Origin of the sequence: Actinoplanes octamycinicus (assembly GCF_014205225.1) — a bacterium.
GTDB classification, from domain to species: domain Bacteria; phylum Actinomycetota; class Actinomycetes; order Mycobacteriales; family Micromonosporaceae; genus Actinoplanes; species Actinoplanes octamycinicus.
Genome location: NZ_JACHNB010000001.1, coordinates 788,446 through 814,046 on the forward strand (window position 1 = coordinate 788,446; position 25,601 = coordinate 814,046).

Genomic DNA, 25,601 nt, shown 5'->3' on the forward strand with positions numbered 1-25,601 from the left:
AAAGATGAATGGCATTCGCAGCGGTTCTCGGATGTGCGAATCGGCGAGCATTTCGGCACACTGCGTCGGGTGGACGAGGGACGCAAACTCGGGGGCCGTTACCGGCTGCTGAACGAACTCGGCCGCGGCGGGATGGCCGTGGTCTGGCGCGCCGCCGACGAGGTGCTGGACCGCCCGGTGGCGGTGAAGGTGCTGGCCGGGCGGTACGCCGGTGACGAACGGTTCCGTTCGCGGATCCTGCACGAGGCGCGGGCCGCGGCGATCCTTTCGCATCCCAACATCGCGCAGATCCACGACTTCGGGGAATCCGACGAGATCCCCTACGTGGTGATGGAATTGATCAACGGGCCGACCCTGCAACAGATGTTGTCGGACGCCCCGATCCCGCCCCGGCGGGTATTCCGGATCTGCGGCGAGGTGGCCGCCGCGCTGGCCGCCGCCCATCAGGACGGCCTGGTGCACCGGGACATCAAGCTGGCCAACATCATGGTCACCCCGGCCGGCGCCAAGGTGGTCGACTTCGGCATCGCGGCGGCGGCCGGGCCGGCCGAGCCGGACGAGGGCCTGCTCGGCACCCCCGCCTACCTGGCCCCGGAACGGCTGACCGGCGGGGCGATCGAGCCGGCCTCGGACGTCTACGCGCTCGGCGTGCTGCTCTACCGGCTGCTCGCCGACGAGTCGCCGTGGACCGTGGAGACCACCACGCAGATGCTCAGCGCGCACATGTACGTCGAGCCGATGCCGCTGCCCGACCTGCCCGGGGTGCCGGACGCGGTCGCCGAACTGGTCGACCGCTGCCTGGCCAAGGAGCCGGCGGACCGGCCGGACGCGGCCGAGGTGTCGGCGGTGCTGGCCGACGCGGTGGAGGCGTCGGTGGTCCGGGAGCCCGCTCCGGCGCCGGTCCCGGCCCCGGCCCCGACTCGCTTCGACGAGGAGACCGAGGCGATCGGGGCTATCGGGGCTATCCCGCCGGCCGCGGTACCGGCTCCGCGCCGACGCCGCCGGCTCGTCCTCGCCGGCGTCCTGGCCGTCCTGGTGATCGCCGGCGCCGGCTGGTGGGTCACCCGCGGGAGTGAACCTCGATCGACACCGGTCAACGCCGCCCCGCCGGCCGCCCGGGACGGGGCCGCGCCGCCCGGCTCGGCCCGCCCGTCGCCGGGTGGATCGCCGACACCGACCGGCGCCCGGGTCCTGCCACGGCCGGCCGCGCTGGTCTCGTCGGCGCCGGCCGCGTCGGCCGCGGCCCCGTCCGGCTCGCCCTCCTCGGCCCCGGCGCCGAGCCCGAGCAGCGCCGGCCCGGCCAGTTCGGCCCCGGTGCCGGAGGGCACCCGGCTGGAGTCCAAGGGCGGCGTGGTCACCGCGATCTGCCAGTCCGGCAACGCCACCCTGCTCGACTGGCAGCCGGCCGAGGGCTTCGTGGTGGAACGCGTCGACCCGGGCCCCGGCCTCACCCCGTCGGTGGTGTTCGCCGGGACGCTCAGCCGCTACCGGATGTCGGTCACCTGCTTCGCCGGGAAGCCGTCGGCCGTGGTGCTGCCGCTGTGACCAGGGTTTCCGCGGCGTCGGTGCGGGAGTTCAGCAGCAGCCGGCCGGCCCGGTGGGTGGCGACCAGGCCGGCCGCGCGCAGCACCCGCAGATGCTGCGACACCCCGCCGGCGGTGATCCCGGTGCGCCGGGCCAGCTCGGTGGTGGAGAGCGGGCCGGCCAGCGCGGTCAGGATCCGGGCCCGGCCGGCGCCGAGCAGCGCGCCCAGCGCGTCCGGCGCCGGCGCGGCGTCCTCCCCGAGTGTGGCGACGCCGGCCGCCGGATAGGCCAGCTGGGGCGTGCCCCAGGACGAGACGGTGAGCACCGAGGGCCAGGCGAACACCGAGGGGACCAGCACCAGGCCGCTGCCGTCCGGGACGTCCGGCGCGGTGCAGTGCCGCTGGTCGACCAGCAGCGTGCCGTCCTGCCAGCGGACCCGGGCGTGCAGGTCGTTGAGGACCGCGGCGGCGCCGTCGGTGGCCAGCCGGGCGGCCCGGCGGCGGATGTCCGCGTCGAGCAGGGCGTGGATCCGGGGCCAGTCCGGGGCGATCGCGGTCGCCCAGTACTCCTCGATCTCGTCGGCGAGCCGGGCCAGCCCGCTTCTCGGGTCCGCCCGGAAGTCCTCGACATCGGTGGGGAGGAACGCGAGATGCTCTCGGACAGTCTCGGGACTTGTCCGCTTCAAGACGGATAGCTCCGATGCCAGGTCCGCCGAGCGGCGACCAGGCGGCGGCGTGAGGAAGTCCGGGGCATACCCCCCGGTGGCAGGCACCAGCCGGCCCAGCAGACCCCCCGGCCCGGGCCGCTTCCCGGCAGCCCATTTCCGATGTACGGACGGCACGCCCCGGTCCCGCAGCACGCGCAGACTCGCCAGCACCTCCCACAGGCAGGAGACGGCGAACCGGATCCGGGTGGCGGCGTCCGGCGGCAGAGCGATGGCGACCATGCTTTTAGTGTCGGCTAAAAAGCTGCCCCCGCCGCGAGCCGGGGCGAAGACTTCCCGGCGTGACTGACTTCCACGCCCTTCATCAGCCCGGCCGCCCGCTCGTCCTGGTCAACGCCTGGGACGCGGCCAGCGCCCGGATCGTCGCCGCGGCCGGGGCCGCCGCGGTCGCCACCACCAGCGCCGGGGTGGCCTGGAGCCTGGGCGCCCCGGACGGTGACGCGCTCGGCCTGGACCTCGCCGTCGAGGCCGCCCGCCGGGTGGTCGCCGCGGTCGCGGTGCCGGTCTCGGTGGACGTCGGGGCCGGCTACGGCGACCCGGCCGGCACCCTGCGCGCGATGGCCGCCGCCGGGGTGGCCGGGGTGAACCTGGAGGACGGCGCCCGGGGCATCGCCGAGCAGCAGGCCCGGCTGGCCGCCGCGAAGGAGGCCGCGCCCGGCGTCTTCCTCAACGCCCGGATCGACACGCTGCTGTTCGGGCTCGGTGACCCGGCCGAGGCGATCACCCGGGCGAAGGCGTACCTGGACGCCGGCGCGGACGGCGTCTTCGTGCCCGGGACCACCGACCCGGCCGTGGTCGCCGAGCTGGTCGCGGCGATCCCGGGGCCGGTCAACGTGCTGACCGGGTCGGGCGCGCCGCCGATCGGCGAGCTGGCCGCACTCGGGGTGGCCCGGATCAGCCTGGGCTCGTCGGTGGCGCAGGCGGCGTACGGCCTGGTCGACCGGGCGGCCCGGGAGGCGTTCGGGGCCGGCGGCTACGCGGAGCTTGCCGGGGCGGCTGACTACGGGCGGCTGAACGAGCTCAGCGCGGGAAGTCCCGGAACTGGAGGGTGAACCGGTACTTCGTCTGGGCGATCCCGCTGCAGTCGGCGGCCACCGTGCCGTCGGCGCAGTCGCCGTTGTCCCGGTTCACCGAGCGGAACCGGACGAAGCCCAGCTTCTGGCGCCGGGCCCAGTCGAGCAGGTACGCCGCGTCGTCCGGGCCGGTGGTGCCGCCGGTGGCGTTCACCCCGATCATCGGGCTGACGCCGAGCATCCGGTGGATCTCCGCGACCGGCCTGTCCGGCCAGATCGCGGCCAGGTCGTCGGCGACCGCGCCGGCGGCCCGGGTCATCGCCCACCCCCAGCCGCCGCCGGCCGCGTTCAAGTTCATCGTCAGCGCGTTGACCGTGACCTCGACCCCGGCCGCCTGGACGCCCTTGAGCAGCGCGATGCCGGGCCCGGTCAGGCCCTCGGCCAGGCCGGCCACCGGCAGGCTCAGGGTGATCGCGGTGCCGCGCTGCTGCTGCAGGGTGGCCAGCGCCTCGGCGACGGTGTGGATGGTGACCTCCTGCTCGACGTCGACGTCGAGACGGTTGGCGCCGGCCGTGTCCAGGGCCTGGCCGTACGCGGCGACCAGCTGGTCCACCCGGCAGGCGTTCTCCAGATAGGCCCCGGCCTCGCCACCGGTGGCCACCACGGTCTGCCCGTCCAGCGCCTGGAGCTCGGCGACCTGGCCGGCCACCCGCCGGTCGCCGAGCGGGGTCCGGCCGCCCCAGGCCGGGGTGCAGTCCCGGTCGCCGCGGGCCTGCACGTACCCGAGGGTGAAGTCGCGCTGCCCGGTCACCTTCACCACGTCGCCGACGTCGGCGGTGCCGGCCGCCGGGTCGAGGTAGGGCGCGACCGCCAGGGTCGCCGGGATGGTCGTGGCGCCCAGCGCGTTGCCGGTCAGCTCCGGGGCGGGCGCCGGGCTCGGCGCCGGCTGCGCGGTGCGCTTCTCGCCCCCGGAACAGCCGCTGAGCAGCAGGAGCAGGGCGGCCGAGGCGCAGGCGAGGCGGTGGAGGCGCACCTTCGCACTATCCCATCGGCAAAAGCCGCGAGGGCCTGGAATGGCGGACGCGACGGGCCGGTGGCGTACCGAAAACCGGTCTTGCGCCGGAAGAGGCACGGGCTAGTGTCCGTGGCGTGACCGAGACGACCGCCGTGCCAGAGAAGATCACCCTCGACGGGCTCGAACGGAAATGGCGTCAGGTATGGGCCGAGCGGGGCACCTACGCCTTCGACCGGTCGGCGCCGCGGTCACGGGTGTTCTCGATCGACACGCCGCCGCCGACGGTGAGCGGGTCGCTGCACGTGGGGCACGTGTTCTCGTACACGCACGCGGACGCGATCGCGCGGTACCGGCGGATGACCGGGCGCGAGGTGTTCTACCCGATCGGGTGGGACGACAACGGGCTGCCGACCGAGCGGCGGGTGCAGAACTACTACGGCGTCCAGTGCGACCCGTCGCTGCCCTACGACCCCGGCTTCACCCCGCCGGACACCCCGCCGAGCCGCCCGCTGCCGATCTCCCGGCGCAACTTCGTCGAGCTGTGCCAGACGCTGACCGCGGTCGACGAGCAGGCGTACGAGGACCTGTGGCGCCAGCTCGGCCTCTCGGTCGACTGGTCGCTGCAGTACACCACGATCGGCGAGGCCAGCCGTACCGTCTCGCAGCGGGCCTTCTTGAACAACCTGGCCCGCGGCGAGGCCTACCTGGCCGACGCCCCAACCCTTTGGGACGTGTCGTTCCGGACCGCGGTGGCCCAGGCCGAGCTGGAGGACCGGGAACGGCAGGGCGCCTACCACCGGCTGGTCTTCGGCCTGCCCGGCGGCGGGTCGGCGCACGTCGAGACGACCCGGCCGGAGCTGCTGCCGGCCTGCGTGGCGCTGGTCGCGCACCCGGACGACGAGCGCTATCGGCCGCTCTTCGGGACGACCGCGACGACGCCGGTGTTCGGGGTCGAGGTGCCGATCAAGGCGCACCCGCTGGCGCAGCCGGACAAGGGCACCGGGATCGCGATGATCTGCACCTTCGGCGACCTGACGGATGTGATCTGGTGGCGCGAGCTGGATCTGCCCACCCGGCCGGTGATGGGCCGGGACGGACGGCTGCTGCCCTCGCCGCCGGCCGGCGTCGACCCCGAGATCTATGCCCAGCTGGCGGGGAAGACGGTCTTCTCCGCGAAGGAGACGATGATCGGCCTCCTGCGGTCCGCCGGCGCGCTGGACGGCGAGCCGCGGCCGACGACGCAGCAGGTCAAGTTCTACGAGAAGGGCGACAAGCCGCTCGAGATCGTGACCACCCGGCAGTGGTACATCCGCAACGGCGGCCGGGACGCCGCGCTGCGCTCCGCCCTTCTCGACCGGGGCCGCGAGATGAGCTGGTCGCCCGGCTTCATGCGGGCCCGCTACGAGAACTGGGTGGACGGCCTGGCCGGCGACTGGATCATCAGCCGGCAGCGGTTCTTCGGCGTCCCGTTCCCGGTCTGGTACCCGCTCGACGCGGCCGGCGAGCCGGACTACACCGCCCCGATCACCCCGGACGCGCTGCCGGTCGACCCGAGCAGCGACACGCCGCCCGGATACCGCGAGGACCAGCGGGGCCGGCCCGGCGGCTTCATCGGCGACCCGGACGTGATGGACACCTGGGCCACCTCGTCACTGACCCCGGAGATCGCCGGCCGGTGGGGCCTGGACGACGACCTGTTCGCCCGGGTCTTCCCGATGGACCTGCGGCCGCAGGCCCACGAGATCATCCGGACCTGGTTGTTCGCCACGGTGCTCCGCGCCCACCAGGAGTTCGGCAGCCTGCCCTGGCACACCGCGCTGCTCTCCGGGTGGATCCTCGACCCGGACCGCAAGAAGATGTCCAAGTCCAAGGGCAACGTGGTCACCCCGATGGCGCTGCTCGAGGAGTTCGGCTCGGACGCGGTCCGCTACTGGGCGGTGAGCGGGCGGCCGGGCACCGACACGGCGTTCGACACCGGGCAGATGAAGGTCGGCCGCCGGCTGGCCATCAAGATCTTGAACGCGACGAAGTTCGTGCTCCGCTTCGACCTCGAGGAGGGCGCGGCCGACCTCACGGCGGGCGAGGTCACCGAGCCGCTGGACCGGGCCGTGCTGGCCGGGCTCGCGGCCGTGGTGGCGGACGCCACCAAGCACTTCGAGGGGTACGACTACGCCCGCGCCCTGGAACGCACCGAGGCGTTCTTCTGGACGTTCTGCGACGACTACCTGGAGCTGGTCAAGGAGCGGGCGTACGGCGACCCGGACAGCCCGGCGACCCGGTCGGCGCACGCCGCGCTGGCGGTCACGCTGCGCACCCTGCTCCGATTGTTCGCGCCGATGCTGCCGTTCGTCACCGAGGAGGCCTGGTCCTGGTGGCAGCCCGGCTCGGTGCACCGGGCCGCCTGGCCGTCGCCGGACGAGTTCGCCCCGGCGCTCGACCCGGCGGCGCCGGCCGGCCTGCTCACCCTGGCCGGGACGGTGCTCGGCCTGGTGCGCAAGGCCAAGTCGGAAGCCCGCCAGTCGATGCGCACCGAGGTGGCCCGGCTGACGGTCCGCGGCCCGGATCCCGAGGTGCGCGCCTTCCACCTGGTCAGCCCGGACGTGCGGGCCGCCGGGGTGGTCCGGGAGGTGATCGCCGAGGTGGCCGGCGGGGAGCTGGCCGCCGACGTGACGCTTCAGTCTTGACCCCGCGCCCACGCTCCGGCTGTTGTACGCTCCGCCAGTGTCCGACGACAAGATCAATGCTCGCCGTTTTCCCCGGTCGAAGCCGCTCGAGTTCCTGATCCTGCTCGTCGTGGCGGTGCTCGTCGCGGCCGGGGTGCGGACGTTCCTGGTGCAGACCTTCTTCATCCCGTCCGGCTCGATGGAGCAGACCCTGCTCCTGAACGACAAGGTGCTGGTCAACAAGGCGGTCTACCGGTTCCGGGACCCGGCACGCGGCGAGGTGGTGGTCTTCGAGCCGCCGATCGGCTGGGGCGCCGGTCCCAGCGAGCAGGAGTACATCAAGCGGGTGATCGGCGTCGGCGGCGACCGGGTGGTCTGCTGCGACGCGCAGAAGCGGATCACCGTGAACGGCCACCCGCTCGACGAGACCTACATCTTCCCGGGCGACGCCCCGTCCGATGAGGACTTCGACGTGACCGTCCCGCAGGGCCGCATCTTCGTGATGGGCGACCACCGGTCCGACTCCGCCGACTCCCGCGCCCACCTGGAGTCCGACCTGGGCACGGTGCCGGTCGACCGGGTCGCCGGCCGCGCCTTCGCCATCTATTGGCCGACCTCCCGCTGGAGCACCCTCTCCGTCCCGCCCACCTTCGAGGGCGTCCCCGACCAGGGCTGACCGGCCCGGGCGGTCACCGCGCGCGGCGGATCTCGCAGCTCACCATGGTGGCCGCCGGCCCGGCCTCGCAGATGTCACCGCGGCGCGCCGCGGTGCCGCCGTTGAGCCGGTCCCGGGCTCGCGGGTTGTCCTTGCCCTGCTCCCGGCTGTCCCGCTCGCCGATCAGGTGGTCGTCACCGGCGCCGCCGCGGAGGGTGTCGTTGCCCGCCTGGCCCACGAGGATGTCGTGGCCCGCGCCGCCGGCCAGGTGGTCATTGCCGCCGCCGCCCCAGATCCGGTTGCCGGCCGCGTTGCCGATCAGCCGGTCCGCCCCGGCGCCGCCGATGATGTCCTCCACGTCGGCGCCGACGCTGTCGCCCTCGCCCCGCGCGCCGTCGTCCCCCTCGGCGCCGTCCAGATCGACGAGGACCGGGGCCTGTCGGGAGCCGTAGTAGACCAGGTCCCGCCCGGTGCCACCGCGCAGCCTGTCCCGGCCGGCGTCGGCGTTCAGGATGTCGTCACCCCGCCCGCCGTCGAGGCTGTCGTTGCCGCCGCCGCCGGCCAGGGCGTCCGCACCCCGGCCGCCGCTCAGGACGTCGTCGCCGCTGTCGCCGTGCAGGCTGTCCCGGCCGGAGCCGCCGGTGATCCGGTCGGCGCCCGCGCCGCCCTCGGCGAACACCCGGGCGGCGGTCCGGGCGATGAGCCGGTCGTTCCCGTCGCCGAGACTCGCGTAGAGCCAGCGCAGCGGCTCCGTCGTGGTGCACCGCACCCGGGTCCGGTCCCCGGGGACCGCGGCGCACCCGGGGCCCGGGTTGATCGCCACCCGGTCGTCGATCGTCACGGTGCGGCCGGACCCGGTGAGGACCACGTCGTTGACCGCGCCCCGGCCCGCCTCGACATGCACGCTGTCGCCGATCACCCGGGCCTGCCCGGCGGCGGTGGCCGCCTGGGCGGGCGCCGGCAGGAACGCGGCGCAGGTGACGACCGCCGTGGCCGCCCCAGCTGACTTGATGCCGAACCTCATGGTGCTCCCCCATCGCGCGAAGGTCGCTGTGACATCTGGTGTGATGCCGGTCGGGGCGGGGCAGTTCTACCGTCGGAGGTAACGAACGGGTAACGGCGTCAGCCGCGCAGCGGGAGCGGGCTCTCGTGGTTGAGGTAGAGGACGATCTCCAGCCGCGTGCCGTCGTCGTGCAGCAGGTAGGACGAGCTCATCGGGACCGGGTCGCCGCCGGCCAGGCGGGGCGCCGACCACGCGGTGCGGGCCAGGGCGTAATGGTCGTCGAGGCGTTCGGTGGTCAGCGAGACCAGCTCGGCCGGCCCGACTCCCAGGGCGGCGAACATCGCCGCCCGGCGGGGCAGGGCCCGCAGGAAGTCCGCCCGGCTGACCGGCCGGGCCCCGGCGGCGTCGGCGACCAGGAACGACTCGGCGAACGACTCGGCGGGCAGCGTGGTGAAGGTCTGGAAGAACTGCTCGATGCGATCCACGGGAGGCCTCCGGACATGCGAACGGCGCCGCACCTGCTGGCGCGGCGCCGACCACATTAGGCAGCTTCCGGGTGCATCATACCACTTTGTCTATTTTGATGACAGTGCCCGGCGGGTGGACCGGGATCGGCCGAACGGTCAGTACTCGGTCTCGATCGCGTGCGGCAGGAAGTTGCAGTTGTTCTTGGTGACCAGGCCGGCCGTCCCGAGATCCTCGCGGATGCCCATCCCGGCCGGCTCGCCGTCGATCAGCCAGGCCCCGATCACCGGGTGCACGGTGCCCTCCAGCCCCTCGAAGGACGGCAGCTCGCACAGCTGCTGCACGACGTAGAGGCCGTCCGAGCCGTACTCCGAGGGGTTCTCGGTGATCGGCACGCCGTCCCGGACCAGGGTGACCGAGCCGCCCTCGCGGCCCCAGACCGGCTTCTTCGCGTACGAGGTCAGGGTCTTCGCGCCCTTGCTGTCGGCGAAGTAGGCCGGCAGCAGGTACTTCCCCCGTTCCGGGTCGTCGCCGAACAGCTTCCACAGCACCGGGAGCAGCGCCTTGTGCCCGAGCAGCGCCGCCTTGTACGGCGGCTCGATCCACACCGTGCCGCGTTTCGCCGGGTCGGCCATGTTCCGGAAGAAGGCCTTGCCGCCCTCCTCGTGCCAGAACCACTCCCACGGGTAGAGCATGAAGATCACGTCGATCGGCTGGGCCTCGTGCTCGCGCCCCGGGCCGGGCACGTAGACCACCCGGTCGTCGCTGACGTCCCAGCCGATCTGGCTCATCGCGATCAGCTCGACCGGGAACCCGGCCTCCTCGGCGGTGGACATCAGGTACGCGACGTTCATCCGGTCCTCCCCCGAGGTGTCCGACGTCTCGTACGCGAAGAAGATCTTGGGTTTCTCCGGGAGCCAGGGCCGGGCCTCGCGCAGCTTGGCGATGTTGCGCCGCCAGGCGCCGAGCTCGGCCGGCTCGCCGTCCGGGGTCGCCTCCCAGCCGACCAGCCGGTCATGGATGGAGTTCCACTGCCGCCACGGGTGCTTGCTGACCCCGGTCTGGTCCATCCAGTGCCACTGGATGACCGCCGCCTCGACCAGCGCGGTCGGCGTCTGCGCGTTGAACTCGAGCAGTTTCGGGGTGGTGCCGGCCCCGTTGTACCAGAAGTCGAACCGGCCGTAGACCGACGGCGAGAAGTCCGGCGTCTGCATCGGCACCCGGCCGTCCGGGTCCTTGTCCCGGTGCGTCCAGGTGTCCGCGTCGCCGTCGAACCAGGTCCGGATGATCTGCTCGTGGGTGTACTCCGGGACGCCGATCCGGGTCAGGAAGCAGACGTCCGGCGGGCAGACCGAGTCGAAGAACCCCCGGCGGCGGCCCTCGGCGGTGCGCCGCGGGCACTGCTCGACCATCCAGTCGCCGGCCTCCAGGCACATCGCGTAGAGCGTCGCGGTGGCCGTCTCCAGTTCCTCGATCTCGGCCGCGGAGAAGTCGTAGTACGGCCCCTCCTGCCAGTACGAGTACATCGACCCGTCCGGCAGCACATCGTCGTTGTACGTCAGCCCGAGACTGAAATTGGTCAGTCGCCAGCCGTCCCGGACCGGCCCGTACGGAATCCGCTTCATGCCTCAGCCTCCCACCGACCCGGTGCCGCCACCGGTCACCGTGTCACCCCCGCCACCACTGCTCGTCCCGCCACTCCCGGTCCCGCTGCTGCCCCGCCCGACCACGTTGCTCTTCACCGTGGTCCCGTTGCGCACCACCCCGGTCGCCGGCAGGCCGTAGTACGCGCGGGCGTCCGCGTCGTCCCGGGCGAACGAGTCACCACCGGTCAGGGTCCGGCCCGGCCTGAGCCCGCGCGGGTAGCCCGGGGAGTGCCAGAACAGGTAGGCCGCGCCGTCGCCCACGCCGTCGTCGGCACAGAGTTCCGGATCGACGATCACGCCGTCCTGGTCGGCGCAGTAGAAGACCTCCGGCCCGTCGGTCGCCACCGGCACGGCAGCGGTGGTCCCGGCCGGCTTGGTCGTGGCCGGCTTGGTGGTGGCCGGCTTCGTCGTGGCCGGCACGGTGAAGTCCTCCGGCTCCGGCTCGTCGTCGCTGGCGGCGTGGACGTCCGTGGCGGTGGACGGCTCGCCGGGAGGCGCGTCGCAAGCGGTCAGGGCGAGAAAGGAGGCCGTCAGAACGACGGCCTTCGAGGTCCAGCGTCGCGTCATCGGGGTGCTCAGCCGCCGGACGAGCCGTGGCCGCTGCCGCCGTGCCCGCTGCTGCCGCTGCCACCCTTGCCGACCACGCTGGTCTTCACCGTCCCGTTGCTGACCCGGCCGGTGCTGGGCAGCCCGTAGGTGCTCCGCGCGGCCTTGTCGTTGTAGGCGAACCGGCTGCCGCCGGAGGGCAGCTTGTAGCCCACCGGGTAACCCGAGCCGTAGGCGGACGAGTGGTAGATGTAGTACGGCCCGCCGCTGTGGTAGACCCCGCTGCGGTTGTCATCGTCGTCGTCGCAGTACTCCTCGGGGACCACCACGCCGTTCTCGTCGGCGCAGTAGAAACCCTCGTCGGTCTGCTGGTACGAGTAGTCGTCGTCGTTGTCGCAGGCCGCCGCACCGCCCGCGGCGAGCAGCAGGAATGTGCTGGTCAACGACACGCTGCGGGAACTCATGCGCCGATTCATCACTTCTTTGTAGCCGTTCTCAGCAAGTTGCCAGCATCAGTCCCGCGGCCCGCCGGCCACGTAGATCACCTGTCCGGACACGAACCCGGCACCCTCGCTCACCAGGAACGAGACGGTGTTCGCCACATCCTCGGGACGGCCCGCGCGGGCCACCGGGATCTGACCGATCATCGCTTTCTCGAAGTCGTCGAACTCGACGCCCATCCGGGCCGCGGTGGCCCGGGTCATGTCGGTGACGATGAACCCGGGCGCCACCGCGTTCGCGGTGATCCCGAACTTGCCCAGCTCGATGGCGAGCGTCTTGACGAAGCCCTGCAGGCCCGCCTTGGCCGCCGCGTAGTTGGCCTGTCCGCGATTGCCCAGCGCCGAGGTGCTCGACAGGCTGACGATCCGGCCGTAGCCGGCGTCCACCATGTGCTTCTGCACCGCGCGGCTGAACAGGAACGAGCCCTTCAGGTGCACGTTCATCACGATGTCCCAGTCGTCCTCGGACATCTTGAACAGCAGGTTGTCCCGCAGCACGCCGGCGTTGTTGACCAGGACGGTCGGCGGGCCGAGCTCGGCCACGACCCGCTCGACGGCGGCGGTCACCTGGGCCGGATCGGACACGTCGGCGCCGATCGCGACCGCGGTGCCGCCGGCGTCGTGGATCGCGGTGACCGTGTTGGCGCAGGCGCCCTCGTCCAGGTCGACGACCGCGACGGCCAGGCCGTCGGCGGCCAGCTTGAGCGCGATGGCCTCGCCGATGCCGCGCGCGGCTCCGGTGACGATGGCGACCCTGGACGATGCGGACTGCGACACTGCGGCCTCCGGTTGTGATCTTCGCTGCTCCCGGAGGCCGATGCTAGTCGCGCTCAGGCGGTTCTGCGCAGCCGGATCCACCGGTATCCGTGGCCGGACACCCGGAGGTCGTCGAGTTTGCCCGGATCCGGGTACTCCGCGTCGGCCAGCACGTCGTTCGGCATCTCCGCCTCCCCGGCGACGCTGCTCAGATCGACGGTCACCTCGTCCGGCCCGAGGTTGTGCAGGAACAGCATGGTCCCGGTGCCGTCGTCGGCGCGGTGCACCAGCAGGCCGCGCGGTGCCGGCACGTCGACGTGGCTGCACGTGCCGCTGCCGATCTCCGGCGCCTCGCGCAGCGTCCGGATCATCCGCTCGAACCAGGAGAGCAGCGACGACGAGTCGTGCCGCTGCAGGGTCACGTTGACCTTCTCGTAGCCGAACCCGTCGTCGGTGACCACCGGCCGGACCAGGTCGGCCGGATCCGCCGTGGAGAAGCCGGCGTTCGGCAGGCCGGACCACTGCATCGGGGTACGGATCGCGTCCCGGCCCTCCAGGGCCAGGTCGTCGCCCATCCCGATCTCCTCGCCGTAGCGCAGCACCGGGGTGCCGCGCAGGCTGAACTGCAGCGCGTAGGCGAGTTCCAGGCGACGGCGGTCGTTGCCCAGCATCGGGGCCAGCCGGCGGCGGATACCCCGGCCGTACAGCTGCATGTTCTCGTCCGGGCCGAACTTGGCGAACACGTCGGCGCGCTGCTCGGCGGTGAGCCGGGACAGGTCGATCTCGTCGTGGTTGCGCAGGAAGGTGGCCCACTGCCCGCCCGGCGGCAGCTTCGGGGTGTCGCGCAGCGCGTCGATGATCGGCTCCGGGTCCTCCCGGGCCAGCGCGAGGATCATCTTGGCGTTCAGCATGAAGTCGAAGAGCATGTGGATCCGGTTGCTCGACCCGCCCTCGTCGCCGAAGTAGGTGACCAGCTGGGCCGGCTCCACATTGGCCTCGGCGAGCAGCACGGCGTCGCTCTTGCGCCACTGGATGTGCTGGCGCAGCTCGGTGAGGAAGCCGAAGTCCTTCGGCGAGTCCGGGTTGCCGGGATCGGTCTCCTCGATGATGAACGGCACCGCGTCCATCCGGAACCCGGCCACCCCGAGCTGCAGCCAGAACGCGCAGATCTTCTTGATCTCCTCGCGCACCGCGGGGTTCTTGATGTTCAGGTCCGGCTGGAAGTCGTAGAACCGGTGGTAGTACCAGAGCTTCGCGGTCCGGTCGTAACTCCAGGTCTCGGTCTGCTCGCCGGGGAAGACCATGCCCTGCTTGCGGTCCGGCGGAGCGGTCTCGCTCCAGACATACCAGTCCCGGTACGGCGAGTCCGGCGACGACCGCGCCGAGACGAACCACGGGTGCTTGTCCGAGGTGTGGTTGACCACCAGGTCGATGATCACCTTGATGCCCCGGTTGCCGGCCTGGTGCAGCAGCTCGGCGAAGTCACCCAGGTTGCCGAACCGCGGATCGACGTTGTAGAAGTCGGCGACGTCGTAACCGTCGTCGCGGTCCGGCGAGGGGTGGATCGGGTTCAGCCAGATGCAGGTGACACCCAGCCGGGCCAGATAGTCGAGCCGGCCGATCAGGCCGGGGATGTCCCCACAACCGTCCCCGTTGGAGTCGGCGAAGGTGTCGATGTCGAGGCAGTAGACAACAGCCTTCGTGTACCACCGGTCACTCATGCACCCTTACTTGTCCCCGCCGCCGAACCACAAAACGTGCGCCGGCCGCGAGTCCGGCGACGATCACGATCGGCGCCAGCGACAGCACCGACTCCCGGACCGTGACCACCTGCGGGACCAGGCCGCCGGACCCCGGCAGCACGGTCGAGTCCCAGACCTGCAGGAAGACCACCGGCGTCAGCATCATGGCCGGAACGAGCAGCACCACCCGGCGGCGCACCGGCGGGTCGATGCCGATCACCATGCCGCTGACCAGAGCCAGTGGCACCCAGACGGAGAGATCGTCGAACCCCGGAACGGGCGCCTCGGCAGCCCACGCCGCGGCGGCCGGGACGATCCCGGCGGCAACCAGCAGGGCCCGGCCGAAACCGCCCACGATCTCCCGGATCGGGCGGGCGGTCCGGGCCGTGACGAACGCGGTGGCCACCAGGATCGCCATGCACGGCGCCCAGGCCAGGCGCATCGCCTGCCACGGCGTCAGCCCCAGCCAGAAGGCCACCGAGCCGAACTCGGCCAGGAGCGCGAGGCCGGACATCGCGGCGGCGGCGCGGTACCGGCCGGTCAGCGCCGCGGCGGCGACGGCGAGCCAGGCGACCGCGCGCAGCGCCGGATCGAGCAGGCCGGTCGCGCCGGCGAGCTGCCGGGGGACGCCGTGCGCCCGGTCGAGCAGCGCCTCGGCGCACGTCGCCACCGCGAACCCGGCGATGAGCAGGGCGACGACCAGCGCGGTCACGGCGATGGCGTCGCGCCACCCCGTACCGGGAACCTTGGTTGATCGTCGGGTGAAGCGGGCCGTGAGGCCGGCGCGGACCAGGTCCAGCGCGTCGCCCGGGCCGGGGAAGCGGCGGCCCGGCGGCGAACCGGCCAGCAGCACCCCGAGCATCTCCTCCTGGTAGGCGGCCCGGTGGGCGGCCGGATAGATCCGCAGCAGCCGGCGGTAACGGCGCTCCAGCGGGCTCACGCGGTCGCCTCGCCCAGGGTGCGGCGGGCGCGCAGGCGACGGTCGGCGATGGCGGCCTGGGCGCGCAGGCGGGCGGTCTCGGCGGCGAGGCTGCGCTCGCCGGTGGCGGTGAGCCGGTAGTAACGCCGGAGGCGGGACTGGACCACCTCCTCGCGGTCGACCTCGATCAGGCCGTCGGCGCGCAGCCGGTCGAGCGCGGCGTAGAGGGTGCCGGCGCGCAGCCGGACCCGGCCGCCGGTCATCCCGGCCACATCCTCGATCACCGCGTAGCCGTGCCGGGGCTCCCCGGCCAGGGCGGTGAGCACCAGAAACGTCGGCTCGCGCATCGGCACCTCGGTCATGGCCGGAAGAATATACCGATCATCGGTATATACGGAAGTGGTTGCCCGGCGCGATGCCGGGTACGAGTGGTGGATGGCAGAACTGAGTGGGCTGGCCGGCTGGGTGGCCTCGGTCATCGAGACGCTCGGCGAGGTCGGCGTGGGCCTGCTCGTCGCGCTGGAGAACCTGATCCCGCCGATCCCCAGCGAGATCGTGCTGTCGATGGCCGGTTACCTGGCCGGCGAGGGCCGGGTCAACCTGGTCCTGGTGTGGGTGGCCGCGACGCTCGGCGCGCTGCTCGGCGCGCTGCTGCTCTACTGGCTCGGGCGCGGTCTCGGCGAGGAGCGACTGCGGCGCTGGCTGGACCGGATCCCGCTGGTCGACCTGGACGACCTGGACAAGGCGGACCGCTGGTTCGAGCGGCACGCCCGGGCCGCGGTGCTGTTCGGCCGGTGCGCGCCGGTGGTGCGCAGCCTGATCTCGATCCCGGCCGGGGCGAACCGGATGCCGGTCGGGCAGTTCGCGCTCTTCACCGCGATCGGCAGCGGGGTGTGGAACGCGCTGTTCGTGGGCGCCGGCTACGCGCTCGGCTCGCACTGGCAGGACGTGGAGAAGTACAGCCACTGGTTCGACTACGCGATGTGGACGTTCTTCGCCGGGGTGATCGGCTGGTGGGTGGTCAAAAAGGTGCGCGGCCGCTCCCACCGGGAACGGCCGCGCGACGAGGATCAGCTCAGAAGCCCGCGCTGACCTTGGTGAACGCCCAGTCCGCCTGCGCGATGCCGGAGCAGTCGGAGACCACGCCGCCGCCGGCGCAGCCGCGGTCCCGGTTGACCGCCCAGAAGGTGAAGCGGGCCAGGCCCTTGCTCTTGGCGTAATCCCGGATCCGGGTCCAGGTGTCCAGCGAGGTGACCTCCTGCTGGTCGGAGAGACCGTTCATGCCGGAGATGCCGATGTGCGAGTAGGCCTGCGCGTCGGTGTAGCCGAAGGTGGTCTTCACCAGGTTCTTCAGGCCCTCGGTGGCGCCGGTGGTGGCGGCGTACATGTCCGCGCCGCCGCCGAAGTCGAACGGCATCTGGGTGAAGATGTCGATGTTCGCGCCGAGCGCCTTGGCCTGCTGGACCAGCCGGGTGCCGTAGTAGCTCGGGCCGGTCGGCGTGGTGCCGAAGGTGACGATGGTCTTCACCGACGGGTTGTTCGCCTTGATGATCTTCAGGGCGTTCAGCACCCGGTCCTGGACCACGGTGTTCTCGAACTCGTCGGTGTTCTCGATGTCGATGTCGATGGCCTTCAGACCGAAGGCGTTGATCACCTTCTGGTACGCGCCGGCCAGCGCCTCGGCGGTCGAGCAGTTCGGGCCGAGCTTGTTGCCGCTCCAGCCGCCGATCGACGGGACGATGTCCGCGCCGGCCGCCCGGATCTGGTTGATGTAGTTGGCGTGCACGCCGCCGGTCAGCCCGGACTCGCCGTCCCAGGCCGGGTTGCAGCCACCGCTGGCCAGCACGAACGCCATGGTGAACGACTTGATCCCGGTGGCGTTGACGACCGTGGACGGGGCCGGCGGGTTGCCCCAGCCCGGGTAGACGTACGGCGCCGAGGCCATCTTGGTGCCGGTGGTGGGCGGCTGGGTGGTCGGCCCGGTGGGCGGGGTGGTGGTGGTCGGCGGGGTGGTGGTGCCGCCACAGGTGCCGTTGTCGATCCAGACGTCCCACTGGCCACTGTGGGTGGCCGGGGACTCGTTCTGGGTCCACCACTTCGCGGTGTAGTTGTGGCCGCTCTGCGAGGCCACGTTGTCCTTGACGTAGGTGGCGCCGGCGCTCCAGGCCGGGGCACACGCCGCCGCGGCGCTGGCGAAGGTCATCGGGAGCACGGCCGCGCCGCCTCCCACCGCGAGGACCGCGGAGACCAGGGCGATCTTCCTGCTCGTACGCATGGGGATTTCTCCAGGGGTGAGAGGGGGATCAGGGGAGAGTGGCGAGGTGCGGGTCGATCGTGGTGGCCCAGCCGCTGCCGTTGGCGACGTCCCAGTTGATCGACCAGGTCATCGCGCCACGGATGCCCGGGTAGGTGGCCGGCGGCTTGAACGTGCCGCAGTTGGTGCCGCGGGCCAGGCAGTCCAGGGCGGCGTTGACCACCGACGGGGCGACGTAGCCGCCGCCGGCGGCCTTGGTGCTGGCCGGCAGGCCGAGCGAGACCTGGTCCGGCCGGAGCCCGCCCTGCGTCTGGATGCAGGCGAGCGCGGTCAGGAAGTTCTCGGTGCCCTGGCTGTAGGCGTTCATCTGGTCGCAGCCGAGCATCGCGCCGGAGTTGTAGAACTGCGTGTGGACGACGGTCAGGATGTCCTTGATCGCCAGCGCCAGCGCGAAGTAGGACGACCCGGTGCTCTGCATGTCGATCGTCTGCGGCGCCATCGTGATGATCAGGTTCGCGCCCGCCTTGGCCCGCAGGCTGCGCAGCGCGCTGGCCATGTAGGTCGGGTTGAGCCCGTTCTCCAGGTCGATGTCGACGCCGTCGAAGCCGTAGTTCTGGATCAGCGACCAGACCGAGTTGGCGAAGTTGGTCGCGGCGTCGGCGCTGGCCACGCTGACCGAGCCCTTCTCGCCGCCGACCGAGATGATGACCTTCTTGCCCCGCGAGTGCAGGGTGGCGATGTCCGCCTTGAACTGCGCGTCGGTGTAGCCGCCGACCGCGCTCGCCAGGCCCGGGTCGAGGGTGAAGGAGACCGCGCCCGGGGTCGAGGTGGCGTCCGCGAAGGCGACCGCGATCAGGTCGTAGGTGCTCGGGACGGCGGCCAGCTTGAGCGGGGTGGCGCCGTTGTCGAAGTTCTGCCAGTACCCGGTGAGGAAGTGCGCCGGAAGGTTCCCGGTCCCGGTGGGCTGCGTGGTCGGCGGGGTGGTGGGCGTCGTCGGCGACGTGGTCGGCGACGAGGTCGGCGACGAGGTGACCGGCGGCTTGCTGGTGGGCGAGCTGGTCGGCGTCGTCGGCGTGCCGCCACCGCACACGCCGTTGTCGATCCACACGTCCCACTGACCACTGTGGGTGGCCGGCGACTCGTTCTGGGTCCACCACTTCGCGGTGTAGTTGTGGCCGTTCTGCGAGGCCACGTTGTCCTTGACGTAGGTCGAGGACGAGCTCCACGCCGTGGCACAGGCCGCGGCCGCGGACGCGTCACCCGCGAACCAGGTTGCTGTGCCGGCGGCGGCCACCGCGGTGACCGTCGCGAGAAGTACCGATCGGGAGCGCTTCATCGCTGTCCTTCCCTGCGCCTCCGGTGAGATACGTCAATCTTTAGGACTGTTAACAGTAAATGTAAAGAGGGTCAGACCCTTAAACATCCTTAAAACTCAATGCGTGATCACTACACGACGATGGGCCGCGCCCGCAGGTCAGCGAGCACGGCCCATCGATAAAAATGATTACCGGCGGAACTGGATCCAGTTCACATTGACGAAGTCGGCCGGCTGACCGCTACTGAAGGTCAGGTACACGGTGTGCGTTCCGGTCACGTTCGACACGTTCCCCGGGATGGACGTCCAGTTCTGCCAGCCGCCGGTGGAGCCCACCGCGAAGCTGCCGATCGGGGCGTTGCTCCGGCTGTCCAGGCGTACCTCGACCAGCCCGCTCACCCCGCCGCCCGCGCCGGAGGCGACCCGGGCCACGAAGTCCCGCACCCCGCCGGTCCCGAAGGTGACGTCGGTGAACTGCAGCCAGTCACCGTTCCCGATCCAGCCGACGTCCTGCCCGCCCTCCGAACAGGTCTCCACCTGCACCCCGGCCGACGCGTTGAAGGACTCCGCCTGGATCTGCGCGAAGGCATCCCGGCTCCCACTCGGCGGCGGGGTGGTGGTCGGCGGCGTGGTCGTGCCGCCACCCGAGGACTGGTACACCGCCACGTAGTCGACCAGCATCGGCACCCCGGACTGGGTGGCCGCGGTCGGTCCACCGCCGAACGCGGCCGGGAAGCCGCCGCCGATCGCCACGTTGAGGATCACGAACATCCCGTGGTGGGTGGCGTTGTTCCAGGTGGTCGCGTCGACCTGGGACGAGGTCAGGGTGAAGTAGTTGGCGCCGTCCAGGTACCACCGCAGCTGCTCCGGCGAGGTGCTGCGGTCGAACTCGACGGCGTAGGTGTGGAAGCCGGTCTGGCAGCCGGAGCAGGCCCGCTCGCCGCTGGTCAGGCCGGTCGTCTCGTTGCAGACACCGCCCGGGTTGGTGCCGCAGTGCAGCGCGGCGAAGACCGAGGACCGGCCGTTGATGTCCTCCATGATGTCCCACTCGCCGATGCCCGGCCAATTCGTCGCGCCGACCGGGCGGGCCGCGTCGCCCAGCGCCCAGAAGGCCGGCCAGTAACCGGCCGCCGCCGCGCCGCTCACGTTCGGCTGCTGCAACCGGGCCTCGATCCGGACCCGGCCACCGGCCGGCGCGGCGAAGTCGGTCCGCTGCGTCTCCACCCGGCCCGACGTCCACCGGCCGGCCGAGTCCCGGATCGGCTTGATCGCCAGGTTGCCGCCGCCGTCCCGGTAGACGTTGGCGGTCGAGTCGGTCATCGTCTCGATCTCGCCGGTGCCCCAGTTGGCCGCGCCGCCGGGATAGCCGGTGCCGATGTCGTAGAGCCAGTTCGACCTGTTCAGCCCGGTGCCCGCGGCGCCGGTGAAGTCGTCGCTGAAGACCAGCGACATGCCGGAGGGCGGAGGCGGGACGGCCGCCTCGGCCTGCGACACGACGGCCACGGACGCGCCGACGACCAGCGTCGCCGCGGCCACTGCGAGGAATCTTCGAGGAGCTGCCATGGGGACACGCCTACTTTCCGGGGGGCGGGGACGTGAGAGCGCTCTCTGTGAAAGATTGCACGCTTGTTTCGAGAAGTTGTCAATGAGTGTCGATGTGCTGGTCTCCCGTGCTTCGCCACCACATGATCAAGATCTTCATTGCCACGGTCCGCGCTGATCACTGATCGCCGCTCCCGCGGGGACCCTTCCGGGCTTGGCAGGGCGCTGACGCGCCCAGAACGCCAAGCCCGAAAGGGCGACGCCCGCGGGTGGTGACGACGTGCCAACCCCAACTCCCGGCCCGTCCCCACCCGCTCCGGAACCCGTGCACGGTCCCGGCTGGGCCTGACGGGTGCCTCCACCGCCCGGAGACACCCGTGGGGACCAGCCGACGATCGCCCGGCTGGGTGAGAGAGGTGTCTCGGCGGCGCCGAGACACCCCTGTGGACCAGCCGGGGACCGGGACTGGCCGGCTGCGGTCAGGCGCGGGCCGGGTGCGGGGCGGGGGTCGCGGCCTGGACCAGGCGGCGGCGGACCACCTGCTCGGCGGCGGACCAGGCCGACGAGGTGACCAGGTAGAGGCCGCCGGCCAAGGGGAGCCAGGCGACGGCGAGGACGCTCAGCCAGGGCAGGTATTTCAGCATCGTGGTGGTGAGGGCGACGGCCTGCTGGGTGTCCGAGCCGCCGGCGGCGGGCAGGGGCATCGGGTTGGTGGCGGCCAGGGCGACCGCGCGGCGGGAGGTCCACCAGGCGATCGCGGCGGCCAGGACGATCAGGACGGCGAAGACCGGCAGGCCGGCCGTGAGGTGCGCGGTGAGCGGGACGCCGGCGATGGTGCCGGCCGGCGGGGCCAGCGTCACCCGGTACATGACCATGAAGAACGGGGCCTGGACCAGGGCGGGCAGCAGGCCGGCGAACGGGCCGATGCCGTGCTCGCGCTGCAACGCCAGGGTCGCGGTGGCCAGTTCCATCGGGTCCTTGTGCTTCTTCCGGAGCTTCGCGATCTCCGGGGCCAGCGCGGCGCGCCGGCGTTCGGTGCGGATCTGCAGGTAGGTGAGCGGGGTCAGGCAAGCGCGGACGAGCAGGGTGAACAGCACGATGGCGAGCGCCGGGGCGAGGCCGCCGACCGGCTCGAGCAGGCCGGCGAGGGCGGTGATGGCGGTGTGGGCGGCGTCGACGACGGAGTGGAAGAGACCGGTGACAGACATGGACGTACCCCAAGGGTCCGAAGCGGAAGGGACACCGAGCCGGCAGCGGAACGCCCACCTCGACCCACGCCTGCCTGATCCGGCGATCCCGTGGATCGGTCACGGAGGGGCGAGAACGGCGTGGGGAGAACGGCGCGGAGGCGCGCCGGGGTGTTACGCGGCCGCGGGGTACGCGGTGGGTGCTCGGGGACGGGGACGCCCGGCGGCGTCCGGGTCGAGCAGGCGCGGCGCCGACCCGCGGAAGCGGCGGGTGAACGCCCGGATGCCGGGCAGCAGCCAGGTGGTCAGCACCGGGAGGGCGACCGCGGCGACGACCAGCAGGGCCGCGGCGACCAGGGCCAGCGCCAGAACCAGGCGCGGGCCGCTGCTCAGGCCGGGCTCGAGCAGGGCGGAACCCGCCAACGCCCAGTACCCGACAAGCAGCATGGCGACGAGCCTAGCGCGCCCGCGCCATGATCGGTTTCCCGGCGAGACACGACGGGTAACCCTGCGCGCATGACAACCGCTGCCGAGGGCACTACGACGATCTCCCCGGAACTCGCCGAGCGCGCCGAGCAGCACGATCTGCTCACCCTCGGGATCGAGGAGGAATATCTGCTGGTCGACGCGGTCGAGCCGCGCGGCGTGGAGGCGGTCGAGGCGGTGCTCGCCGAGGTGCCCGAGGAGCTGCGGCCCTCGGTGCAGCACGAGTACCTGCGCAGCCAGATCGAGGTGGCCAGCCCACCGCAGCTGGAGCTGACCGGGCTGCGCGAGGCGATGGTGAGCTTGCGCACCGGGCTGGCCGACGCCGCCGAGCGGGCCGGGTCCCGGCTGGTCGCGGTGGGCTGCGGACCGGCCGCCGGGCCGAGCAGCCGGCTGGTCGACGAGCCGAGGTACCACCGGATGCGCGAGCGGTTCGGCGACCTCTCCCCCGGTCAGGGCGTCTGCGGCACGCACGTGCACGTGAGCATCCCGGACGAGGAGACCGGCGTGCAGGTGCTGAACCTGCTCCGGCCGTGGCTGCCCACCCTGCAGGCGGCGACCGCGAACTCACCGCTGGCCGGCGGCCGGGACACCGGGTACGCCAGCTGGCGCTCGATGATGTGGGAGCGCTGGCCGACCGTCGGCCCGACCCCCTACCTGCGGTCGCACGAGCACTATCTGACGCTGATCGCGGATCTGCAGGCCAGCGGCGCGATGCTCGACGAGGGCATGCTCTATTGGTACGCCCGGCTGTCCGCGCGTTACCCGACCGTGGAGATCCGGATGGGCGACGTGATGCCCACCCTGGACGACGCGATGCTGCTCGCCGCGCTGGCCCGGGCGCTGGTCGCGACCCTGGTCGCCGAGGTGCGGGCCGGGCGCGAGGGCCCCGAGGTGTCGTACCCGTTGCTGACCGCCGCGCACTGGCGGGCGGCGAAGGACGGCCTGGAGGGGCTCGGTCTGGACCTGGCCACCCGGGAGACCCGGCCGGCCTGGCGGCTGCTGCGGCAGCTGGTCGACTACGTGCACCCGCAGCTGGAGCGGCACGGCGACGCGGAGCTGGTCACCGACCTGCTGGAGCGGCTGCGGGAGCGGGGCACCGGCGCGGCCCGGCAGCGGGCGCTGCTGGCCAAGGGGACGCCGGTGGCCGGGGTGGTCGACTGGCTGGCCCGGACAACTCGTGGCGAGATGTGACGCAACGAGAATCTCGGATGAATCACAACAGATATTGCACACAGCAATACGGTGGGTGAGCAGCCAAAACCACCATAGGTGACGGCGCGATGACCGATCTGGTATCGCGCCGGATCTTGCTGCACGGTAGGCATGACGGATGCCGCCGTACAACTCGCCGCACCTGACGAGCTCCGGCGACGCAGCCGCGACGGGTGGGCGGCACCGTCGGCCGGATTCCGGGCCGGAGCAGGGCACGCCCCGCGCGGCGTTCCTGGACCCGTCCGTGCGTTCCGCAGTGGACCCCGCCGCCACGCCGCGGAGCCGGTCCGCCCGGCATCGCGCGACCGGGGACACCGGGTCGTGGAGCACCGTGCGTACCGAGAAGGGCCCGCAGCGGTCCGCCGGCTCCCGGCGGTCCCGGGCGAAGCGCCCGGTCGTCGGCTCGCACCGCGCACCGAACACGCTGCCGCTGGAATCCTGGCTGGCCGCGGCCAAGAACCGGCCGACCACCGTGCTCGGCACCCTGGTGGTGGCCGGGCTGCTGATCACCGTGGTGCCGCTGTCCCAGCCGGACTCCAGCGACCCGGGCCAGCTGACCACCGCCGCGCAGGCGGCGGCCTCGGCGCAGGCGGCGGAGCGCAACAAGGCCGCCCAGGCCGGCGGACGGCAGCAGAGCGACGGCGGCGCGAAACCGCAGGGGCAGCCGGTCACCGGCGGGTCGGCCACGCCGACCCCGGAGGCCACCGTCACCGGGCGGCCGGCCGAGGACAACCCGGCGCGGCCGGTGCCGGCCGGCGCCGGACCGGGCAAGTCGCTGCTCACCACCGGCGGCCGGCAGGTCGCGCTGACCTTCGACGACGGGCCGGACCCGGTGCTCACCCCGAAGATCCTCGCGATGCTCGGGAAGTACCAGGTGAAGGCGACCTTCTGCCTGGTCGGTTCGCAGGCGCGCAAGCACCCCGAGCTGGTCCGGCAGATCGTGGCGGCCGGGCACACGCTGTGCAACCACACCTTCGACCACGACCTGACGATCGGGAAGAAGAACGCCGGGCAGATCCGCGCCGACCTGGCCAGGACCAACCAGGCGATCCGGGACGCGGCACCGGGCGCGGCGATCCCGTTCTTCCGGGCGCCGGGCGGCAACTTCAGCGACAAGCTGGTCAAGGTGGCCTACGCCGACGGGATGTCCTCGCTCTACTGGGCAGTCGACCCGCGGGACTGGGAGCACCCGGCCGGCGAGAGCGACGCCGCGCACATCAAGCGGGTGATCAGCTCGGTGCGGAAGCAGACCACGCCGGGCGCGATCATCCTGTCCCACGACTTCAACCAGCCGGACACCATCGCCGCCTACCAGGAGCTGCTGCCCTGGCTGGTGAAGAACTTCCAGCTGGGCATCCCGTCCGGCACCGGCGAGACGCCGGTCACCCCGGCCACCACCGCGCCGACCCCGGCCACCCCCACGCCGTCGGCCAGCGCGACGACCGCGCCCGTTACGCCGACGACCACTCCGTCGGCCTCGCCCAGCAGCACGCCGTAAGCGAAGGTGGTTCGACCGCAACCCCACGCGCTGCGCTCGACATCGGCCGCCACGGGCGCGATGCCCGCGAGCCGGAGGCGGCGCCGGTCAGCGCCGCTGGCAGGCCGGGCACCAGTAGAGGTTGCGACCGGCCAGGGGACCGATCGCGACCGGGGTGCCGCAGACCAGGCAGGGCTGGGCGGTGCGGCGGTAGACATAGACCTCGCCGCCGTGCCGGTCGACGCGCGGCGCCCGGCGCATCGCCTCCGGGGTGTGCTGGGTGTGCACGGTGTCGATCCGGCCGCGGGCGACGCCCTCTTTCATCAGGGCGCGCAGGTCGTCCCAGAGCGCCGTCCAGCACTCCCGGCCGACCGCGGTGCCCGGGGTGAGCGGCGAGAGACCGGCCCGGAACAACACCTCGTTCGCGTAGATCAGCCCGCAGCCGGCCACGATGGACTGGTCCAGCAGCAGCGCGAAGAGCGGCTTGGTGCTGGACCGGACCTTCCGGTACGACCGGTCCGGGTCGGCGTCGTCGCGCAGCGGGTCGGCGCCCAGCCGGGCCCGCAGCGCGTCGACCGCGGGCGGCTCGAGCACCTCACAGGCGGTCGGGCCGCGCAGGTCGAGCCAGTGACCGGCGCCGGACAGCCGCATCCGGACCTGGCCCACCGGCTCCGGCAGCGGCGGCTCACCCTCGGTGAACTTGCCGTAGAGCCCCAGGTGGACGTGCAGGACGCGGTCGCCCTCGTAGTGGTGCAGCAGGTGTTTGCCGTACGCCTCGGTGTCGCGCAGCACCCGGCCGTCGAGCAGCGCCGCGCCGCTCGCGAACCGGCCCTGCGGGCTGGACACCGCCACCGGATGGCCGGCGAACAGCTCGCGATGGCGGGCGGCGAGGCGGTGAATGGTATGTCCCTCCGGCACGAGCCAAAGGTATCCGCCTTTGTCCCGGTGCCCGGCCGG

Annotated in this window: 24 protein-coding genes; 7 read left to right on the plus strand and 17 right to left on the minus strand. The window is 72.3% G+C overall.

All coding sequences use genetic code 11. The annotated features are described in order from the left end of the window. The first annotated feature begins 69 nt into the window (after positions 1-69). Positions 70-1,545 (plus strand): serine/threonine-protein kinase, encoded by a 1,476-nt coding sequence (locus tag BJY16_RS03380; RefSeq protein WP_185037661.1) that lies wholly within the window; start codon positions 70-72, stop codon positions 1,543-1,545. Here the strand turns inward: BJY16_RS03380 and BJY16_RS03385 are convergent. Further along, the gene (locus BJY16_RS03385) at positions 1,499-2,470 is read right to left on the minus strand and encodes an ArsR/SmtB family transcription factor (protein WP_185037662.1); all 972 of its coding nucleotides are present in this window, start codon (positions 2,468-2,470) and stop codon (positions 1,499-1,501) included. The two genes, BJY16_RS03380 and BJY16_RS03385, sit on opposite strands and share 47 nt — an antisense overlap. A 59-nt stretch (positions 2,471-2,529) precedes the next feature. Between BJY16_RS03385 and BJY16_RS03390 the strand changes: the two genes are divergently transcribed. Next, a complete protein-coding gene (locus BJY16_RS03390; protein ID WP_185037663.1) occupies positions 2,530-3,300 on the plus strand; it encodes an isocitrate lyase/phosphoenolpyruvate mutase family protein in 771 nt (256 codons plus the stop codon). Here the strand turns inward: BJY16_RS03390 and BJY16_RS03395 are convergent. Next, a complete protein-coding gene (locus tag BJY16_RS03395) occupies positions 3,269-4,294 on the minus strand; it encodes a glycoside hydrolase family 18 protein (RefSeq protein ID WP_185037664.1) in 1,026 nt (341 codons plus the stop codon). The two genes, BJY16_RS03390 and BJY16_RS03395, sit on opposite strands and share 32 nt — an antisense overlap. 134 nt (positions 4,295-4,428) lie before the next feature. On the opposite strand from BJY16_RS03395, the gene valS reads away from it, so the two are divergent. Continuing rightward, positions 4,429-6,960 (plus strand): valine--tRNA ligase, encoded by a 2,532-nt coding sequence (gene valS / locus BJY16_RS03400; RefSeq protein ID WP_185046244.1) that lies wholly within the window; start codon positions 4,429-4,431, stop codon positions 6,958-6,960. 37 nt (positions 6,961-6,997) lie between these two features. Then, positions 6,998-7,615, plus strand: coding sequence for a signal peptidase I (gene lepB, locus BJY16_RS03405; RefSeq protein WP_239177880.1), 618 nt, complete (start codon positions 6,998-7,000; stop codon positions 7,613-7,615). Positions 7,616-7,628: 13 nt separating this feature from the next. Here lepB and BJY16_RS03410 read toward each other — a convergent pair whose 3' ends face one another. The 9 genes from BJY16_RS03410 to BJY16_RS03450 form a co-directional block, all read right to left on the minus strand. Continuing rightward, positions 7,629-8,618 (minus strand): calcium-binding protein, encoded by a 990-nt coding sequence (locus BJY16_RS03410; RefSeq protein WP_185037666.1) that lies wholly within the window; start codon positions 8,616-8,618, stop codon positions 7,629-7,631. A gap of 98 nt (positions 8,619-8,716) precedes the next feature. Beyond that, positions 8,717-9,082 carry a hypothetical protein gene (locus BJY16_RS03415; protein WP_185037667.1) on the minus strand — a complete coding sequence of 122 codons (366 nt, stop codon included), beginning with the start codon at positions 9,080-9,082 and terminating at the stop codon, positions 8,717-8,719. 138 nt (positions 9,083-9,220) lie between these two features. Then, on the minus strand, positions 9,221-10,687 hold the full coding sequence (locus tag BJY16_RS03420; RefSeq protein ID WP_185037668.1) for a glutathionylspermidine synthase family protein: 1,467 nt from the start codon (positions 10,685-10,687) through the stop codon (positions 9,221-9,223). A gap of 3 nt (positions 10,688-10,690) precedes the next feature. After that, complete coding sequence (locus BJY16_RS03425) at positions 10,691-11,275, minus strand: hypothetical protein (RefSeq protein ID WP_185037669.1); 585 nt, start codon at positions 11,273-11,275, stop codon at positions 10,691-10,693. An 8-nt stretch (positions 11,276-11,283) separates the two neighbouring features. Beyond that, a complete protein-coding gene (locus tag BJY16_RS03430) occupies positions 11,284-11,718 on the minus strand; it encodes a hypothetical protein (protein ID WP_239177879.1) in 435 nt (144 codons plus the stop codon). Between the two features lie 48 nt (positions 11,719-11,766). Then, positions 11,767-12,531, minus strand: coding sequence for a 3-oxoacyl-ACP reductase FabG (fabG, locus tag BJY16_RS03435; RefSeq protein ID WP_185037671.1), 765 nt, complete (start codon positions 12,529-12,531; stop codon positions 11,767-11,769). A 53-nt stretch (positions 12,532-12,584) separates the two neighbouring features. Beyond that, a complete protein-coding gene (locus BJY16_RS03440; RefSeq protein ID WP_185037672.1) occupies positions 12,585-14,231 on the minus strand; it encodes an alpha-amylase family protein in 1,647 nt (548 codons plus the stop codon). Next, positions 14,224-15,192: a hypothetical protein gene (locus BJY16_RS03445; RefSeq protein ID WP_185037673.1), complete on the minus strand. Its 969-nt coding sequence runs from the start codon at positions 15,190-15,192 to the stop codon at positions 14,224-14,226. Before BJY16_RS03445 ends, BJY16_RS03440 begins: the two co-directional genes overlap by 8 nt. Further along, the gene (locus BJY16_RS03450; RefSeq protein ID WP_185037674.1) at positions 15,189-15,533 is read right to left on the minus strand and encodes a PadR family transcriptional regulator; all 345 of its coding nucleotides are present in this window, start codon (positions 15,531-15,533) and stop codon (positions 15,189-15,191) included. Before BJY16_RS03450 ends, BJY16_RS03445 begins: the two co-directional genes overlap by 4 nt. A 73-nt stretch (positions 15,534-15,606) precedes the next feature. Here BJY16_RS03450 and BJY16_RS03455 point away from each other — a divergent pair, with 73 nt between their 5' ends. After that, positions 15,607-16,263 (plus strand): DedA family protein, encoded by a 657-nt coding sequence (locus tag BJY16_RS03455; protein ID WP_185037675.1) that lies wholly within the window; start codon positions 15,607-15,609, stop codon positions 16,261-16,263. On the opposite strand, the gene BJY16_RS03460 is transcribed toward BJY16_RS03455, so the two are convergent. The 5 genes from BJY16_RS03460 to BJY16_RS03480 form a co-directional block, all read right to left on the minus strand. Then, positions 16,247-17,446 carry a chitinase gene (locus BJY16_RS03460; RefSeq protein WP_185037676.1) on the minus strand — a complete coding sequence of 400 codons (1,200 nt, stop codon included), beginning with the start codon at positions 17,444-17,446 and terminating at the stop codon, positions 16,247-16,249. The genes BJY16_RS03455 and BJY16_RS03460 overlap by 17 nt on opposite strands. 28 nt (positions 17,447-17,474) lie before the next feature. Next, positions 17,475-18,761 (minus strand): glycosyl hydrolase family 18 protein, encoded by a 1,287-nt coding sequence (locus BJY16_RS03465; protein ID WP_185037677.1) that lies wholly within the window; start codon positions 18,759-18,761, stop codon positions 17,475-17,477. Between the two features lie 168 nt (positions 18,762-18,929). Continuing rightward, positions 18,930-20,303, minus strand: coding sequence for a carbohydrate-binding protein (locus BJY16_RS03470; protein ID WP_185037678.1), 1,374 nt, complete (start codon positions 20,301-20,303; stop codon positions 18,930-18,932). A 458-nt stretch (positions 20,304-20,761) separates the two neighbouring features. Beyond that, a complete protein-coding gene (locus BJY16_RS03475; protein ID WP_185037679.1) occupies positions 20,762-21,490 on the minus strand; it encodes a YidC/Oxa1 family membrane protein insertase in 729 nt (242 codons plus the stop codon). Between the two features lie 153 nt (positions 21,491-21,643). Beyond that, a complete protein-coding gene (locus BJY16_RS03480; protein WP_185037680.1) occupies positions 21,644-21,916 on the minus strand; it encodes a DUF6412 domain-containing protein in 273 nt (90 codons plus the stop codon). Between the two features lie 69 nt (positions 21,917-21,985). Here BJY16_RS03480 and BJY16_RS03485 point away from each other — a divergent pair, with 69 nt between their 5' ends. Continuing rightward, positions 21,986-23,146, plus strand: coding sequence for a carboxylate-amine ligase (locus BJY16_RS03485; protein WP_185037681.1), 1,161 nt, complete (start codon positions 21,986-21,988; stop codon positions 23,144-23,146). A 265-nt stretch (positions 23,147-23,411) separates the two neighbouring features. After that, positions 23,412-24,665: a polysaccharide deacetylase family protein gene (locus BJY16_RS03490; RefSeq protein ID WP_275408100.1), complete on the plus strand. Its 1,254-nt coding sequence runs from the start codon at positions 23,412-23,414 to the stop codon at positions 24,663-24,665. Positions 24,666-24,752: 87 nt separating this feature from the next. On the opposite strand, the gene BJY16_RS03495 is transcribed toward BJY16_RS03490, so the two are convergent. Continuing rightward, entirely contained in the window at positions 24,753-25,562 is an 810-nt protein-coding gene (locus tag BJY16_RS03495; protein ID WP_185037683.1) for an Fpg/Nei family DNA glycosylase, read from the minus strand. Between the last annotated feature and the right edge of the window lie 39 nt (positions 25,563-25,601).

Excerpts from the sequence above, each read along its gene's own strand:
- BJY16_RS03470 (WP_185037678.1), bottom strand. The coding sequence starts at position 20,303 with ATGGCAGCTCCTCGAAGATTCCTCGCAGTGGCCGCGGCGACGCTGGTC.
- BJY16_RS03425 (WP_185037669.1), bottom strand. The coding sequence starts at position 11,275 with ATGACGCGACGCTGGACCTCGAAGGCCGTCGTTCTGACGGCCTCCTTT.
- BJY16_RS03475 (WP_185037679.1), bottom strand. The coding sequence starts at position 21,490 with ATGTCTGTCACCGGTCTCTTCCACTCCGTCGTCGACGCCGCCCACACC.
- BJY16_RS03440 (WP_185037672.1), bottom strand. The coding sequence starts at position 14,231 with ATGAGTGACCGGTGGTACACGAAGGCTGTTGTCTACTGCCTCGACATC.
- BJY16_RS03460 (WP_185037676.1), bottom strand. The coding sequence starts at position 17,446 with ATGCGTACGAGCAGGAAGATCGCCCTGGTCTCCGCGGTCCTCGCGGTG.
- BJY16_RS03465 (WP_185037677.1), bottom strand. The coding sequence starts at position 18,761 with ATGAAGCGCTCCCGATCGGTACTTCTCGCGACGGTCACCGCGGTGGCC.
- BJY16_RS03480 (WP_185037680.1), bottom strand. The coding sequence starts at position 21,916 with ATGCTGCTTGTCGGGTACTGGGCGTTGGCGGGTTCCGCCCTGCTCGAG.
- BJY16_RS03430 (WP_239177879.1), bottom strand. The coding sequence starts at position 11,718 with ATGAGTTCCCGCAGCGTGTCGTTGACCAGCACATTCCTGCTGCTCGCC.
- BJY16_RS03385 (WP_185037662.1), bottom strand. The coding sequence starts at position 2,470 with ATGGTCGCCATCGCTCTGCCGCCGGACGCCGCCACCCGGATCCGGTTC.
- BJY16_RS03420 (WP_185037668.1), bottom strand. The coding sequence starts at position 10,687 with ATGAAGCGGATTCCGTACGGGCCGGTCCGGGACGGCTGGCGACTGACC.
- BJY16_RS03455 (WP_185037675.1), top strand. The coding sequence starts at position 15,607 with ATGGCAGAACTGAGTGGGCTGGCCGGCTGGGTGGCCTCGGTCATCGAG.
- BJY16_RS03450 (WP_185037674.1), bottom strand. The coding sequence starts at position 15,533 with ATGACCGAGGTGCCGATGCGCGAGCCGACGTTTCTGGTGCTCACCGCC.
- BJY16_RS03410 (WP_185037666.1), bottom strand. The coding sequence starts at position 8,618 with ATGAGGTTCGGCATCAAGTCAGCTGGGGCGGCCACGGCGGTCGTCACC.
- BJY16_RS03485 (WP_185037681.1), top strand. The coding sequence starts at position 21,986 with ATGACAACCGCTGCCGAGGGCACTACGACGATCTCCCCGGAACTCGCC.